Here is a 16,253-nt window from a genome sequence, read left to right as displayed (position 1 = left end):
GAGGATGGCAAGATGGGTGATCTTGATGCGATACTCGCTCATCCGACTGAGGAAGCACATTGAATAAGTGCATTTTCTAGTCGACTCATTTATTGAGTCGTCCGTGAAGAACATCCTCTCCGCCATCGGCCACAACTTCCGCCGCATCCTCGCTTGGCTGAGGGCTCTTTGGTGCCTTTCCTGACCGCCCTCATCGCAGCCGCCCAGCGACCGGTCACCTCTTGAATCGGCTTCTTAACGGATGACATCGTAGCCCGGATGGAGCGAAGCGTAGTCCGGGAACGGTTAATCTATCTGCGAGAGAGACGCCCGGATTACGCTTGCGCTTCATCCGGGCTTCTGTAACGGGCCTCGATTAGTCAATCCCTTTTACGTCATCCGCTCGCCGGGAACTTGCTTCTGTACGGGATCGGCGCAAGGCCGTCGCCTGATGAGGTTCGTAAGAGGATAGGTCGGCCAATCTACGGAAAGCGTGATCACATCGTTCGATGTGTCGACATCCCGGATGACGGCCTGACCTGATCCATCGTCCCGGCGAAGGGACTTCGCTTCGGGAAGGCTGGTGTCGTGACCCGCCCGAAAACCTTGTTGTTCCTCCTTAAGTCGTTGCAGCGTTTGTCTTGGCGAGCGGATTGAAAGGCGCGCCGTCCTTGAGCATGCGATGCATGATCACGGCGAGCTTACGCGCCAGCGCGACCTTGGCCTTGTTCATGCCGGCACGTTTGGCAATCCGCATCGCCCAGCTCTTGAGCTGCGAACATCCCTTGATCGGCTTGGTCAGCATGAGGTGAGCGGCCTGGTAGAGCGCCTCGCGCACGGAGGCGTCCCCGATCTTGCTGATCCGTCCCGATCGGTCGGTCTCGCCGGACTGGTGCTTCTTCGGCGTCAGCCCGAAATGCGACCCGGCCTTCTTGGAGGATGTGAACCGCGCGGGATCGTCGATCGCCGAGGCATAGGTCAGCGAGATGATCGGTCCCACCGCAGGCGTCGACATCAACAACCTGGCTTTGGCATCCATCCGCGACATCTTGCAGGCCCGCTTCTCGAAGGCTTTGAACTCACTGAGCAGGGCGCTGCGAACCCGCAGCAGCGCTTCTGCGATCACTTCCAGGTTCGGATGCCCCTTTACCAACTCGTTGATCCGTCCGGCAAAATCTGTTCCCGTCGTCTTGCCAACCTTCAGCCCAAAGCCCCGCAGGATCCCGCGTAGACTATTCTCGACATCCAGAAGCTTGCTCTGGACCAGCTTGCGCGCCGTCAGCACGGCACGTACTTCCTGGGCATTTATCGACTTGCAGTGCACCGGCCGGAACCAGCCCAGCCGCATCAATTGCGCGATCCCCCGTGCGTCATTGCGGTCCGACTTCACCGGCATCGCCTTGAACGCATCGTGCACGTGCCGCGTCTCCAGTAGCTCAACCGCGAGCCCAGCCTGCTTCAGTGCCCCGTGCAGCCATTGCGACAGCGGCCCAGCTTCCAGCCCGATCCGGGTCAGCCCAAGCCCGAGTGAGCTGAACCAGCCAATCAGCGCCGCCGGCTCACTTGCCGCCTTGCCTTCCCGGACGATCTTGCCGTTCCCATCCACAACGCACACGCTCGAGCATTCCAAAGACACGTCGATTCCTGCATAATGCTCCATGGTCGTCTCTCCTTGATGCTTGGAGCGAGGTCCAACCCTCGACTCCGTAACACCATCCATGTGAGGGACGACCGCCCGCCTTCCAAGCAAGCCGCGCGAAGCGCGCACTCAACAGCGCCGTAGCAAGCGCGGCTTGCTTGGAAGGCAGACCGGGCCCGTTACCCCATCTACGGGTCTGACGCGCGGGGCGCTACGCCTCGCGCACCACGGTCTTCAGATAGTTGTACGCATTGATGATCTCGATCAGGCGGTCTTCGCCGGAGCGGTCGCCGCCATTGGCGTCGGGATGGTGCTGCTTCACCAGCGCCTTGTACTTGGCCTTGACGTCCCCGAGCGTGGCTTCGGCGGTGAGCCCCATCACCTGCAGCGCCTTGCGCTCGGCGTTCATCACCGTGCGGGTCTCGCGCTTGCCCTGCGCGCCGGGGCCAGGCCGCCAGCCGGCGCGGCCGTTGAGTTCGGCAAACACGTTGAAGGGATCGGCGGCTCCGCCGAGGTCTTCCTCGACGTTGCCCTTGCCGCGCTTGGCGCTGGTGTTGGCGCCCATCTTCCAGGTCGGGCGATGGCCGGTCAGCGCATCCTTCTGGTAGCGCGCAACCGCTTCCGGATTCATGCCCTGGAAATTGTAGGACTGGTTGTACTCACGGACATGGTCGAGACAGAAGTGCCAGTACTCGCGCGCGTTCTCGCGCCCCTTCCGCACGCGGTGCGAGCCCTTGTTCTGGCAGCCCGCCCATTCGCAGGTGACGGCCTCCTGACCCGCCTGCGCCTTGCGCTTCGCACTCACCTTGGTAGGCTTGATGCGAATGGAGTCGAAGAATTTTGATGAATCGATCGGCATGGCTGACTTTGACTACGCAATACTAAACGCTTCAAGTCCTGACATTGCGAATACCTCTCCTTCGACTACGCCATTGACGGAAAGCGGATGCCAAATTATGCCCGCCGCCGCCATGAGCACCAAAGATGTTATCATAAACAAGTTGCGTGAAGCTTTCACACCCGAAAGCCTCGCGGTGAAGCTTTCATACTAGAGGTTAGCCCAAGATGTTTTTCGATTGCGGCAGTGAGCTCGATAACCTCACCCGGGCGGTCGGAAACATGATCGGCTATTCCAATGAGATCGATCATCTGCTTCAACGCGTCGGCTTGATTGACACACCTCTCCGGAAGCTGCGAACGTCAGACTTTTCGGGCTGAAAGGCCTCAACTAGAACTGGCACGGCGCTCGCAGGATCGCTGTCGCCACATACGAAAATATCAGCGGCCGCGTAGGACCTCTCAGGCCAAGTATGTAGGGTAATGTGCGATTCAGCCAACAAGGCTATTGCGGAGACGCCGTGACCCGGACAAAACTTATGAACGTGAAGGTGGAGTAATGTCGCACTCGCCGCGCGGACGGCTTTTCGGATTGCGTCTTCCGCAATGGCCGGATCGTCGAGGTTCTTCGCTCCCCATAGCTCGATGAGCATATGCGTCGCACCGGTCGACAGAGCCGGTGGGGCTTCCCTCTCATTATCAATAGTCATTAAGAAATCTCCATTGAATTATCGGCCCAATAGCTGAGCTATTCGGGATTTAGGCGACGAGGTGATCAGGCGCTTGGTTTGCCGGCACTTGGATGCCCGCAATGCCGTCCTTGAAACTGACAACTGCGACGACCTTCGGCGACTGATTTGTGCTGTTGAGCCGCCGCCGCCAAAGTCCTTGATGCGGCGATCACCAGCTTGAACACCATCGGCCTGGCGTTGGTTGGCGACAAGGAGCCCTTCGTCCGCACGGTCCTGTATCGCCCCGTGGCGAATACGCTCTCGATGAGATTGGTGGTGGTGCGCAAGTGATCCCAATGTTCGGCAAGAAAATCGTAGAAGGCCAGCAGTGCGTCGCGGTCGTTGACCAGGCATTCGATCGCCCGGCCGTGCTTGGCCCAATACTTCTCGGCGAAGACGTCAATCGCCGCTTCGGCGGACGCTCGGTTCGCGCCCAATAGACCTTGCGCAAATCCTTCTTCATGGTGGCCTGCACAGAGAGTGGATCTTGTCCTGGACGTTCACAGTCTTGTGCACCCAGCATCGCTGGTGGCGTGTGCCGGGAAAGACCTCGTCGAGCGCCTTGTAGAAGTCGAGCGCGCCGTCGCCGACATCGGCCAAACTCGTTGTTATTGATGCCGTCGCCTTGATTGCTTTGCCAAGCCACGCCTCCCTTGAGGTAGGCCAGCGTGTGGCCCTCCGCGCCAAAAGCGTAACCGAGGCGACCGGCCCCGGGGACAAAGACGTTTGGACTTGCCTTGCAGTTTGCGCTCATTACTGTGCCGGAGGCTGCGAGGCAGGCATCTGTGCCGTTGGAGACAGCACCGCTGGCATCGAGTTTGAGGCCAAACACCCAGCTATTCTTCTGCCAGTTGTAGCCGATCTGGCCGCCTGCCAGGAACACAGGAGTATCGACGCCGCCGCCATAGACTGACGGACCGTAGGGATTACTGAAGGATTTTTGGCCGTAACCAACGCCTACGTGCCCGCCAATATATCCTCCGGACCAGCTCCACAGGGCCGATGGCAGTTGTACTGCTGGCTCAAGGTCCGCCGAATTGGCTGCACCGCTTGCCGCCAGCGCAATCGTTGTCGCTCCCCAAAAACGAACTCCAGATCGCATCAAACACTCCGCGGCGCTTTCCCGATCCACAACCGAGCGCCTTCAAGCTGGCATCGGTGATAGCACCGCGACTGAAGCAAGCAGCGTGCCGCTTGGAAATTGAGGGGTCTCCAGTTACTTCGTACCGGGTTCATGCGTCAGGTTGTGGACAATGGTCTTGAAGCTGACAATCTCGCTGTAGCGTCCGACAGTATGCTGCGCAGCAGGAAGTCGCCTTTTTCGCTGCAGCAGTAGAAGGAGACTTTTGTTCGCCTGGACAGAATTTCGATCTCACCTATCGAGGCTCTTGGGAAACGGTGAACGCCAATGGATATTACCGACGAGCGGAGCCGGCCTGGACCCTAGACCCGTCTACCCGCACAGGAATCGCACCTGCTATGCCGCGCGTTGTCGAAGTCCGCTCGTGGGAAAATCGCCACGAGCGATCAATCACGCAACGCGACACGCGCAGGAAAGGCTCATCATCAGCGTCTTCCAATTTACCACGAATACCCGCGTGATAATAACAGTCCGGCTCCGGCTTCGCCGTAGTGCTAAGTGGCTTTGCTGCAACATTCTTCGCATCGGTTCTGCTCTAGGAAAGGGAGTTACCGAGCATGCGTCTCGTGGAGGCTAAGCGAAGGCGCCATCCGCAATTCAATTCCGGTTCGGAAACCGTATCGGTACGCCCTTTCGGGTAGACTGGACGTCGCCTGCCGTTCACAGCAAACGTTTCTGAGCGCGTTTTCGTGTGCACCAAGGCGGACGACTGCGAACATCAGCAGACCAAGGACCTCCCGGTGGATGGTTCTGCACGCCCACGACTCGTTACGCCGCCCATAGCTCTCGTTATAGCCAAGAGCGTCAACACGTTTGAGCGCTTAACGACTGCCCTTCGGCGGCTATACAAACAACGCCGGCCTCGTGGAAAACGGTAACACGCCTCTGTGTTGGTTCTTGCACATTCGATGTTACCGCTTGGTCGCCGCAGGCGACCTGCAGCCCGGCGAGCGCCAAATCCGCTTTCATGAGGAGCGCACAAAACCATTGTCCAGGCGCCTACAAATGCAAGAAATCACAAGCCGGAGCGAGTCCCTGGGCGGGTTTGGTTGCGGGCGCCATGCAGACTACCCGCGTGTCTACTACCAGATCCGGTAGATGCCAACGCCAGCTTGAGGCCCTAGCGTCCGGCCGTGTTCCCCTGCCGATCATCGAGGAAACAGTAGTGAACGCAAAGGACGAGAAGCTAAGAAACGGACAAAACGGCACACCATGACTGGCAGCACCAGGGTGGTTACGCAATGGACACCCTCAACCGAGGATCCTCGGTATTCTACTTTAAGTGCCGCAGAAGGCGACGAATGGCGGGACGCGTTGCCTGCGGAAAATCGATCAGGCAAAAATCCGCTTGTAGAACGTCAACCGACCGACGCGATCTCGGCGATCGATCGCGTTGCGAGATCGGATCCGGAGAGGGTTGCGCTGAGGTACGGCGCAGACGAACTCACCTACAAAGCGCTGCGATTAAGATCGGATGCCCTCGCAAGGACGTTACGAGAGCGGGGCGCTGACCGCTTAGTCGTTGGCTATTGGGGTGAGCGGGACCTCGACTGGGCGACGGCGGTAGTTGCAATTTTGAGGGCTGGAGCAACGTACCTGCCGCTCGATCCATCGTTACCGGCTTCGCGCACATCATTCATGATCGAGCAGAGTCGCTGCGCGCTGATTATTGGCCCAGACCAGCCGGATTCGCTCAGCCTATTTCAGGCGAGCAGCAAAGGCACCACGCAATTCATGGCGATAGAGGCGGCGCTGCGCGAGGGCCAGACTTCGCCTGTTGTGCCACCATCGCGCGAGGATGGACTCGCCTACATTCTGTTTACGTCGGGTTCGACGGGCAAGCCTAAAGGCGCAATGATCGAGCGCGCAGCCCTAAACAATCATTTGGTGGCAAAGATTGATGCCCTAACCCTCACTCGGACGGATTGCATCGCGCAGACGGCATCGCACTGCTTTGACATCTCGCTGTGGCAGCTTCTGGCAGGGCTTTGCGTCGGAGGCTGTATCGCGATCATTGATGATGCGACACTGAAATCGCCAGTATCCCTTCTCAAAGCAATTCAAGGATACGGCGTGACGGTTGTTCAATTCGTTCCGTCGATGCTTGCAATATTTGTTGAATATCTGCAGTCGCTTGCGGCGGCTGAGCGAGCTCTGGACAGTTTTCGGATTATTTCAACGGTCGGAGAACCTCTAACACCCGGACTGGCGCGTGCGTGGCTTGCCTTATATCCCCGGGTGCCCATTCTCAATCATTACGGGCCGACCGAGTGCGCGGACGGCGTTACGCATCATCTGGTTTCCGTAGCGCCTGCGCTGGCTGACCCTTATGTGCCGATCGGCAAACCGATTTCTAATCTTGAGGTTTATGTCGCCGACGGACCGCGGCTGTGCAACACGGGAGAGATCGGCGAAATCTGTGTTAGCGGCGTTGGTGTCGCTGCTGGTTACGTCAATGATGATGTTCGCACCAAGGACGCCTTTGGGCCAAACCCGTTCTCAAACGACCCGTCGTTCCAGCGTCTATACAGGACAGGTGATCTCGGGCGCGTTCGTTCCGATGGCCTTTTGGAATGTCTTGGTCGACGGGACCGTCAGGTCAAAATCCGCGGGCACAGAATTGAGCTGGGAGAAATCGAGGCCCGCCTCGCCGCTCATCATTTGGTACGTGGCGCCGTCGCGGTCGCCTCCGTCTGCGCAGGCGTAAAGCTTATGGCGAGAGATATAACCAGGGCCGAGGGGGAAACCGGATCGAGACGACTCATCGCGTACGTGTCAGCTCCGGCTGAAGTGACGGAAGGGGAGCTTCAGAACTTTCTTGCCGAAGCGCTTCCCACCTACATGCTCCCAGAAAGGATCATCCACCTCGCCAGTATTCCACTGACCAGAAACGGAAAGGTCGATTTTGGGGCATTGCCGGACCCGACCAGTGTTCGCCCTGCATTGTCGACGCCATTCGAGGAGCCGCAAACAGAGCTCGAAGCCCAGCTGCGTCAAATTTGGGCCGGCGTTCTGCGTATTGAGAACATTGGCGTGAAGGACCAGTTCATAAGCCTCGGCGGAGACTCGCTCCGGGCAATGCTCATATTGGGCCAGTTGCAGACCCAGCTCGAAGTGAGAACGGATTTCAGGCTAGTCCTCAATGGAACGATCCGATCACTTGCGGCTTCGATCTCGGCCGGGGTCGGCTCCAAACCGCGCACAGCCCCGACGTACGGAAAGTTTATGCGATCGCCTCTGACGCGAGTTCAGGAGCACCTATGGTTTCTCTCGCAGCTCGATCCGTCTGCCAGGAACTACATCATTCAAGGCGGCCTGCGGATAAGGGGCATGATCGATCTGGCGGCGTTCAATCGCGCCTGGACCGATGTCGTCCATTCCCATCAGGCACTTTCGGCACGCTTTATCGACGAGGACGGTCCGGTTCAGCTTTTTGATGCTCCGCAATACGCAAGCCTTGAATTGGCTGATGCATCTCATCTCACGGCGCAGGAAGCTGAGGAGCTGGTCGCAGAGTTACGGCGAACAGAGCTGAACGGCAGCTTCGATCTCAGCCAAGGCCATCTTTTTCGCGCGCGCATGATCCGTTTTGGCCCTGACAACCATCTCATACTGATCACCGCTCACGAAATTATCATCGATGCCTGGTCGATCTCTGTTCTACTCAGGGACCTTCGACAAAGGTACGTAGATGCCGCGGCGTTTTTGCCAGAGAACCGCGCGTCACTCTCGACCTACGCGGTCTGGGAAACACAACACGCTACTTCAGAGGCGCTGGCCAACCAGCGTAGCTATTGGCGTCGTCAGATTGGCGATGATCCGCCGGTGCTTTCGCTTGGAACGGGACGAGCGCGGCCGCAGACAAATTCCTACCGCGGCGCCTCGCATGCGGTGCTGCTTGGCAGCGAGCTCTCCAATCAGGTACGGGAGTTTGCGCGCCGACATAGGTGCACCACGTCGACAACACTCCTCGCGTGCTTCAAGCTGCTGCTGCGGATGTATAGCGGCCAAGACGATATTATCGTCGGCATACCGCACGTCGTACGGGATCAACCTGGCAGCGCCGAAATTGTTGGCTTTTTCCTGAATATGCTGCCAATCCGCACCGCGATCGATGTCGGCCAGTCCTTTGCGGTTCATGCCATGCGCATCCAGGGCCTGGTCAGCGATGCCATCGCAAATTCGGCATATCCGTTCGGCTGGATGGTAAGGGATACCCGGCTATATCGCGAAGCTGAACGATCACCGCTCTTCCAGGTCATGTTTAACATGTACTCCGAGGCCGCGGAGCCATTTGGCCAACATGAGTTGGATCTGACATTCCGCGAATATGAGACCGGCTATGTAAAATTCGATCTGACATTGTACGCACAAGATCACGGCGATGAAATTGCCCTCCAGCTAGCGTATGCGGAAGACATATTTTCCAGTGATCTGATTGTCCGCATGGCCGACAATCTGCGCTGTCTGATTGCAGCCTGCATTGAGAGGCCGCTTGCGCACATTAAAGATCTGAGCTGCCTCAGCGCGTCAGACGTCACTGTGCTGGACTCGCTGGATGGCTCGGCGCAGCCATATGAGACTGAATGTCCGCTTGTCGAGGCGTTCGAGCAAATCAGCGTCTCTAATAGCAGCCAGGTGGCATATTTTGGTGATTTCGGTGAGATCACATTCGACCACCTGCGTGAGCGCGTAACAGCTATCAGGTTGTTACTGCGGGCTTCTGACGTGGGGGCTGGCGATATGGTCGCCATGCTGGTCGACCGGTCGCCTGACGTGGCCGCTGTTATTCTTGCAGCACGAGCCTTGCAGTCCATTGTTGTCCCCATATCGCCGGATTATCCGCGTGATCGGATCGAACATATCCTGCGAGATAGTCAGGCAAAGCTTTTGGTTCACGCAAATACCTCTGATCTTGGTTTTGACGTGCCGTCGATTCGTCTATTGACCCTTGAAGGGTGCGGCGCGCCCGTGCACGATTTTGAGCGCAGCGACAAACCATCAGATCAGGGAATTGCGAGCCTCATATACACGTCGTCCTCAACCGGGAAGGCGAAGGGGGTTCTTATACCGGAATCGGCAATTCTCAATCGACTGAACTGGATGTGGCGACGCTTTCCCTTCGACAGTACCGACGTGATGGTTGTCCAGAAGTCCGCATCACTTGTTGCGTCGGCATGGGAGTACTTTGGGGGGCTTCTGAGAGGTGTGCCCGCGCTGATCTTGACCCAAGAGCAGTTGCTGGATCCAGATCTGTTGTTGTGCACGTTGGCGAGACGTCGCGTGACACACTTATTTGCCTCGCCGCCGCTCCTATCCGGCCTCATTGCTTCCCAAGAACGGCACCCGCGACCGACCGCCTTGCGGTTGGTCACGAGCAGCGCCGAACCGATGCCTTCCTCGCTCCCGGGTCGCTGGCACGCGTATTTCCCGGACGTGCCGTTGTGGAACTTCTATGGTGCTACGGAATGTGCATCCAATGCAGCAGTCTACGAAACATCGGGTGCCTACGACGGCTCGTCGCTCATCCCTGTTGGGCGCCCAATCGATAACGTCAAACTCTACGTGCTCGATGCACAGTTGAAGAGAGTCCCTGTCGGAGTCGCCGGCGAACTCTGCATCGCGGGACGCTGCGTGAGCGCTGGGTACTGGCGGGATCAAGATCGGACCAACCGCTGTTTCGTGCCGAATCCGTATGATGACGGACAATACAGCGTTCTTTATCGAAGTGGCGATATCGCCCGTATCTCAACCAGCGGCCTTCTCAAGATTTGCGGCCGATCGGACAACCAGATCAAAGTACGGGGCTTTCGCATCGAGCTGGAGGAGGTCGAAACGGCCCTTGAGTCTCATCCCGCAATCGCAAAGGCCGCGGTCCTCGCAGAAGGCGTGGATGACCATCGTCGCTTGACGGCTAGCGTGGTTCCGGCTCGCGACAGTCTAAGCTCTGGAGATATTGTCACCCACCTGCGCCACACATTGCCGTCCTACATGATTCCCGCCGCCTTCCGTTTGGTTGACACTATCCCCCTTACCGCGAGCGGAAAGATCGATCGTGCTCGCCTATCGTCCGTTCCTTACCGCGAGGTCGGGCCTGTTCCATCTGTTGAGCCACGCACGAGGAAGGAGCGTATTCTTGCTGGGATCTGGCAGGATCTATTAGTCGCCAAGTGGGTCGGAATCGATCAGAGCTTTTTTGATATCGGCGGAGACTCTCTTCTGAGCGTGCGCTGCGTCACGCTGGCGCGCAAAGCCGGACTGAATCTCACTGTCGACCAACTCTATCGAACACCGACCATCAGGGAATTGGCGGCAGACGGAGCGGCGGTTACACTCCATACCTTGCCTTCCGCGGATGCCTCATTGCCAGTTATCCCGGCAATCTCATCTTGGAACCGTCTTGTCGGCTTCGATGAGCATTTCAACATCGGCGATCTGTTCTTCTTGCCCGGCGGCGTCCTGAATATCCGAATCCTGGAGCGCGCCCTTGCCCATGTCATGGATAGGCACGAAGGTCTCAGACTCCGTATTGCCCGAACTGACGATGGTCTACGTCTGACAATCGGACCTTCCGTGGCCGAGCGCCTCGTGGAGGAGATCAACCTTGTCGGAATGACCGACCTACAGCAGCGTAAGGCAATCGAGAGCGTCTCAGCAAGACGTCAACATACCTTTCGGTTTGACGGCCAGACGCCTCTTGTTAACGTCACGGTGTTCCGCACATCGCAAAGTGGCGATTACTACCTGCTGGTCCTGATGCATCATTTTGTAGCGGACGGGATAGGCTATCGACTGTTCCTGGAAGCATTGGATGGGGCGTACAACGCCCTTGCCTCAGGCCACGCCGTGAGTGGTCCCGAGAACATACAAATGCTCTCTCCATGGTTGAAGCGCCTTGAGCACTACGCCAACAGCGAAGCGCCAGCCGAACTCGAATACTGGGAGAGGATTGACTACCATCAGTTCAATTTGCACGTCAGCGACACTTCATCGGACGGCGCGAGCTTTTCGAAAGTGACCGCGAGAGAGCTTCACCATGCACGCCTTGAAGGTCGCATCGATGAGGCGAATTGCCGATCCCTTTGGGAAGATCAGGCCAAGTACCATCTCGAGATTGACAAAGAAGCGACAGCTGATCTCCTCAATATTGCAGCCAGATTGGCACATTGTCAGGACTTTGATGTGTTTCTTGCCGCCATATCTGGCGCCTTTGGACGCGTTTTCGGCAACTATTCGCTCTGGATTGATAGCCTTACCTCAATCCGAGGTCGGCTGTTTGACGATCTCGATCCATCTCAGATCATCGGCCATATCAGCGAGCTCGTTCCGCTTCCCTTGAGTCTCACCGGAACGGAGCCCCGTCCCGATCGTGCTCGTTCAATATACCGCCAGCGCAATGCCCTGCCGCGCAGGGGAATAGGCTTTCGGGCCATGAAATTCCTAAACCGAGATCCAGCCGTGCGGAGCCGGATCGATCGCCTGCCCTTACCCAGAATTGGATTGAATTATCGAGCGGGTTTGCAGCGCCATTTTCCACGCCGTCTCTTAGCCAAGGAACCTTCTCCACTCTGGATCGGCGCAGACATGGATGAAGCGGCCATGATTCACCTCTTCTGGTTCGATGTCGGATATCAAGCCGGCCATCTCCAGATCGAAACGACGTATAATCCAACCCAGGTCGGTTATGAGGTGACCCGCAATCTTTGCACGGTATTGCAACAGGAGCTGTTGCAGACGATCAGCGAATTCGGAAGAGCTCGCGACACTTTCATCCATGAATGAGCCGGATACGGAATTCGCCGTCGAGGGCGATCGCGATGTCTTGCCGAAGAAAAATCAGCACATCGATCTATCGGACCCTAATCTCTCGAGCCTTATCCTGCGGCTCGCCATTCCGTCTGTTGTTGGCTTATCGATCAACGCGTTACAGCAGGTCGTCAATGCGATCTTTGTTGGCGCACTTGGCGCGCAGGCGATCGCAGCTGTCAGCATGACCTTGCCGATCGTGGTCCTGCTCGCGGCAGCCGGACAGGGGATCGGTGTTGGAACAGCGTCGTTGATATCTCGTCACCTTGGCGCTGGTGAGCACCTGGAGGCGAGTCGAGGCGCGAGTACTGCACTTGCGCTCGCCGCTCCGATCGGTATCACCTTTACCGTCGCTCTGCTTCTAAACCTGCGAGGGATCTTCGTAACGCTCGGGGCCACTCCAACCATCATGCCCGTGGCGCTCGACTACGCGGAGACGCTTTTGTTCGGGTACACCCTGATGCTTCTAAACATCGTCAACGGCTTCATCGTCAGAGCCGAAGGCAACACACGATTCAGCATGTGGACGATGATTACCGCCTTCATACTCAACGCTGTGCTTGATCCCGTCTTCATATTCTTACTGGACCTCGGTGTGCGAGGCGCAGCCCTCGCAACGCTGGTATCTCAGATCGCCGCTATTAGCCTGTATATCGCGTATTTTACGAAGCTTCGCGGGATAGTCCTCGTCAGGATATCTCACATCTCATTGCGAGCAGATCGCATCAGACAGCTCGCGCTCATAGGGGCGCCGGCGACTATGACCAGTATTTTATCTGCTATTGCCGTTATGCTCTTGTACTGGGCTGCTGCGCCGTTCGGCGACGATTCCATCGCGGCCGTGGGAATAGCTGTGCGAATCTTGACGATCGGCGCACTGCCTATCACCGGCTTCTGTATAGGCTCTCAAGCTGTCCTGGGTTTCGGTTGGGGCGCGCGCGACTTTGCTCGTGTATTGAAGGCTGCGAAGTTCATACTCTCCATGACTATCGCTCTTTCCGTTGCGTATTCTGCGGCTGTTGTGATTTTTGCCCGGCCTTTGGTCAGGCTGTTCAGCGATAGCGATAAGGTCACGGAAATTGCCGTCTCGACCTGCATCGTCTTCCATCTCTTTTTTGGACTTTTTGGTATTGAGAGTTTCGTGACGACGATGCTTCAGTCGTTCGGGAGAGCACGCCTCAGTGCGGTTGTGTCCTTGGCGAGGCAGGGCTTTCTCTTCATACCGGCCGTACTGTTATTCCCGGTCGTATGGGGTTTCAGCGGCCTGTTGGCCAGTCAAGCAATCGCTGAACTGGGCGCCGGAATGATCGCGCTGTTCGTCATGTTCCACCAGTTCGCTGAGCTCAGACGAGCGCTCCGGCACCGTAACTTCAAGAGCGATCGAGCACGCGGGTTGACCTGACAACGGACATCATCGGGGCCCAATGCATTGTCACGGGATGCTCGGTCTCGAAGATGGTTTGGTGAAGACCTCGTCAAAATGCTTCTTGTCGACCTCGTGGACACGGGCCATTCCGGCGTAGTCGAAGACGTTGCTGTGAACCGCCCAGAGCTCGTCTGCAAGCCGTTGCAGCGGCGGCGGCAGGTCGAGATAAGCGGCCGCGGTGTTTGACCGGACCGTATCGCCGCCAAATGGTGGGATTACAACGGCTCGCAGCACCAAAATCTTATGATAGGCATCGGCAAAGGTTCCATCGACGTGCTCCATCGGCCTGGCCACTCCGCGGGCGGAATCAAGCTCGAGGATCGAGCCGTTCCCTTGGTGACACCGAGGTCGGATGCGACACCAGCTTTCCCAAACGGAAGCGAACCGCTCCTGCTAGGCGTCATCGAGATGACATTGGCCGCGGAAGAAGATGACCTTGTGCTCGAGTAGAACCCTTTTGATCGCAGCAATCGTCGGGTCCGGCAAATCGCCCGAGAGATTGATATTCCTGATTTCAGCGCCGATGGTGAGTCGCGCGAACCCGCTTCTTGCTCATGAGAGCTCAAGGTGCTCCACATAGTTGGTCGAAATGTTTTAGGACCGCATTCGAGACGGATCAGCATGCATGGCTAAACAATTCACTCAGCGAAGCTCGAAGCCGACCCTCCTTGCGGCAGATGAAGGCTTGACCAGCCATGCCGTGTTGGGCGCGACGATCGGCAATATGCTCGAATTCTACGATTTCGGGACCTATAGCTTTTTCGCCATCCAGATCGGTCACGCGTTCTTCCCGGCGCAGGATCAGTTCGCCAGCCTTATGCTGTCGCTCATGACCTTCGGAGCGGGTTTCGTCACCAGACCCATCGGGGCCATTGTGATCGGCTCATACTCGGATCGAGTTGGACGCCGGCCCGCAATGACCGCCAGTTTTGTCATGATGAGTGCCGCTATACTCGTGTTGGCTGTGACGCCTTCGTACGACACGATAGGGATCGCCGCTCCGTTATTGGTTATTCTCGCCCGTTTGGTGCAGGGCTTCGCCCTGGGAGGCGAAGTCGGTCCGACGACCGCCTATCTGATGGAAGTGGCCCCGGCCGGACGCCGGGGCCTTGCCGTCTCGTTTCAGCCTGCTAGCCAACAAATAGCTGCAACGGCCGGAGCGCTGGTCGGAGAAACACTCTCCCTCACCATGACAAGCGAGTCGCTGGATGCGTACGGATGGCGGATCGCGTTTCTGCTCGGTGCCTGTACGTTACCGGTCGGATTTTGGTTGCGCAGGGCCCTGCCCGAAACGCTGCACCGACCTGAAGCGCCGGCCCTCTCCGTCGAGCCCGCAAGGAAATTGCGTGCCAGCCGCCGCATGATGAGCTTGGGATTGATCATTTTGGCCAGCTGCACGATTATCACCTATGTCACGGAATATATGACGACTTATGCACTGAACACCCTGCAAGTTGCCGCGCCTCTCGCCTTTGCGACCACGGTCGTCAGCAATGCAGTAGGCATTGCTGCCGCACTCCTGGGCGGTTGGCTGGCAGATCGGGCCGGACGCCGGCCCATCATGATATGGCCGCAGATCGCCGCGCTGCTGATGACCTATCCGGTGTTCTTGTGGATCGTAGAGAGCCGCAGTCCCATGGCGCTTCTCGGAGGTCTCGGCGCGCTCACCCTCGTCGGAACGATTCCGTATAGCGCCTTCTATGTTGGTATGGTCGAAGGCATGCCCAAGAGCATCCGCGGCGGCGCCTTCGCGACGATCTACGCGGTTGCGATAGCGACCTTCGGAGGCACAGCTCAACTCGTTGTCGCTTGGCTGACCCACGTTACTGGGAACGCGCTGGCGCCGGCTTGGTACATGCTTGTCGCTACCGCGGCCGGGCTCTGCGCCATGCTGATGATGCCCGAGACGGCACCGTCGAAAATTCGAGCCGCGAACGCGCGGAGCCCGTAACAGCTTTGGACAATGCGATAACGGGTTACGGCTCCAGCCAGGTTCCCAATCTCATGATGCGTTGCATCGGCTTCCGCTCTTTGCGGAGCCGGCCTGCCAGACGAGGGCGACTGGACGATGCCGGAGGATGGGCGCCGCGCCTTTAGCGACGTAAGCTTGCGTCCAGCCGGAATCGATTGCTTTCACCTGTTCGTCCGAAGTTGGTGCGCGCCGAGTTCGATCCAGAGGCGGCGAGAGAATTTATCTCCGCCGAACGTTCATTCATGCTCAATGGGACTAATTGTCCGATCAGGCCGTTTTGCTGCAAGCACTTCATTACAGCACAGCCGTATCAGACTAAGTCGGTCAACTGGTACTGGCGTGGCTGGATGCCGAAGCGTTTCGGAAACTACTTCATATCGCCGTCCATTGCGATGAGGATGGCATTGTTAAGCTAATGGCGTATCGCACACCACGTCATCCGCGCCATTTTCGTGTAAGAGATCGCGGTAGAAAATTGCTTCGTGACCATGCTTGATGGGTATGCTTCCTACGGAAAGCCAGAACTCCAGCATCCAAAAAGTCTCTCGGATATGCACGCCGACGCTCAAGCTGCAACGTCTTTGTGAGCGATCGCCGCGCGGATGGCGTTTTCCGTCACAGTCGGGTATTTCTTGCGGATATCCGCACCTGAAACTCCACTTTCTGCGAATGACTTGATGCTGCGAACAGAAATGCGCCTGCCGGCATCCCCGGCTGACCCA

8 protein-coding genes and 1 pseudogene are annotated in these 16,253 nt (G+C 57.6%); 3 read left to right on the top strand and 6 right to left on the bottom strand.

The window, feature by feature from the left end; all coding sequences use genetic code 11:
- Nucleotides 1-598 precede the first annotated feature (598 nt).
- The 4 genes and pseudogenes from KIP88_RS38870 to KIP88_RS38855 form a co-directional block, all read right to left on the bottom strand.
- Nucleotides 599-1,639, bottom strand: coding sequence for an IS110 family transposase (locus KIP88_RS38870; protein ID WP_214493442.1), 1,041 nt, complete (start codon nucleotides 1,637-1,639; stop codon nucleotides 599-601).
- Between the two features lie 190 nt (nucleotides 1,640-1,829).
- Complete coding sequence (locus tag KIP88_RS38865) at nucleotides 1,830-2,477, bottom strand: J domain-containing protein (protein WP_214493441.1); 648 nt, start codon at nucleotides 2,475-2,477, stop codon at nucleotides 1,830-1,832.
- A 295-nt stretch (nucleotides 2,478-2,772) separates the two neighbouring features.
- A complete protein-coding gene (gene speD, locus KIP88_RS38860; RefSeq protein ID WP_249791354.1) occupies nucleotides 2,773-3,108 on the bottom strand; it encodes an adenosylmethionine decarboxylase in 336 nt (111 codons plus the stop codon).
- A gap of 106 nt (nucleotides 3,109-3,214) precedes the next feature.
- A pseudogene (locus KIP88_RS38855) lies at nucleotides 3,215-3,801 on the bottom strand (transposase); the annotation flags it as partial.
- A 1,738-nt stretch (nucleotides 3,802-5,539) separates the two neighbouring features.
- Between KIP88_RS38855 and KIP88_RS38845 the strand changes: the two are divergent.
- Together KIP88_RS38845 and KIP88_RS38840 are read left to right on the top strand one after the other, a co-directional pair.
- Nucleotides 5,540-12,109 (top strand): non-ribosomal peptide synthetase, encoded by a 6,570-nt coding sequence (locus tag KIP88_RS38845; protein WP_249791351.1) that lies wholly within the window; start codon nucleotides 5,540-5,542, stop codon nucleotides 12,107-12,109.
- On the top strand, nucleotides 12,102-13,535 hold the full coding sequence (locus tag KIP88_RS38840) for an MATE family efflux transporter (protein WP_214493439.1): 1,434 nt from the start codon (nucleotides 12,102-12,104) through the stop codon (nucleotides 13,533-13,535). Before KIP88_RS38845 ends, KIP88_RS38840 begins: the two co-directional genes overlap by 8 nt.
- Nucleotides 13,536-13,565: 30 nt before the next feature.
- Here KIP88_RS38840 and KIP88_RS38835 read toward each other — a convergent pair whose 3' ends face one another.
- Nucleotides 13,566-13,913 carry a TauD/TfdA dioxygenase family protein gene (locus KIP88_RS38835; protein ID WP_374226566.1) on the bottom strand — a complete coding sequence of 116 codons (348 nt, stop codon included), beginning with the start codon at nucleotides 13,911-13,913 and terminating at the stop codon, nucleotides 13,566-13,568.
- 271 nt (nucleotides 13,914-14,184) lie between these two features.
- Here KIP88_RS38835 and KIP88_RS38830 point away from each other — a divergent pair, with 271 nt between their 5' ends.
- Complete coding sequence (locus KIP88_RS38830; protein WP_108522680.1) at nucleotides 14,185-15,510, top strand: MFS transporter; 1,326 nt, start codon at nucleotides 14,185-14,187, stop codon at nucleotides 15,508-15,510.
- Nucleotides 15,511-16,096: 586 nt separating this feature from the next.
- Here KIP88_RS38830 and KIP88_RS48665 read toward each other — a convergent pair.
- A complete protein-coding gene (locus KIP88_RS48665) occupies nucleotides 16,097-16,225 on the bottom strand; it encodes a DUF433 domain-containing protein (protein WP_213253677.1) in 129 nt (42 codons plus the stop codon).
- Nucleotides 16,226-16,253 lie beyond the last annotated feature (28 nt).

This window comes from Bradyrhizobium sp. SRL28, assembly GCF_018596315.1.
Lineage (GTDB): Bacteria > Pseudomonadota > Alphaproteobacteria > Rhizobiales > Xanthobacteraceae > Bradyrhizobium.
Note: the sequence above shows the minus strand (reverse complement) of the source record. Positions and strands in the feature narration are given on the sequence as shown.

Bases quoted from the DNA above. Each gene is read 5' to 3' on its own strand.
- KIP88_RS38870 (WP_214493442.1), bottom strand. From the start codon at position 1,639: ATGGAGCATTATGCAGGAATCGACGTGTCTTTGGAATGCTCGAGCGTG.
- KIP88_RS38865 (WP_214493441.1), bottom strand. From the start codon at position 2,477: ATGCCGATCGATTCATCAAAATTCTTCGACTCCATTCGCATCAAGCCT.
- speD (WP_249791354.1), bottom strand. From the start codon at position 3,108: ATGCTCATCGAGCTATGGGGAGCGAAGAACCTCGACGATCCGGCCATT.
- KIP88_RS38845 (WP_249791351.1), top strand. From the start codon at position 5,540: ATGACTGGCAGCACCAGGGTGGTTACGCAATGGACACCCTCAACCGAG.
- KIP88_RS38840 (WP_214493439.1), top strand. From the start codon at position 12,102: ATGAATGAGCCGGATACGGAATTCGCCGTCGAGGGCGATCGCGATGTC.
- KIP88_RS38830 (WP_108522680.1), top strand. From the start codon at position 14,185: ATGGCTAAACAATTCACTCAGCGAAGCTCGAAGCCGACCCTCCTTGCG.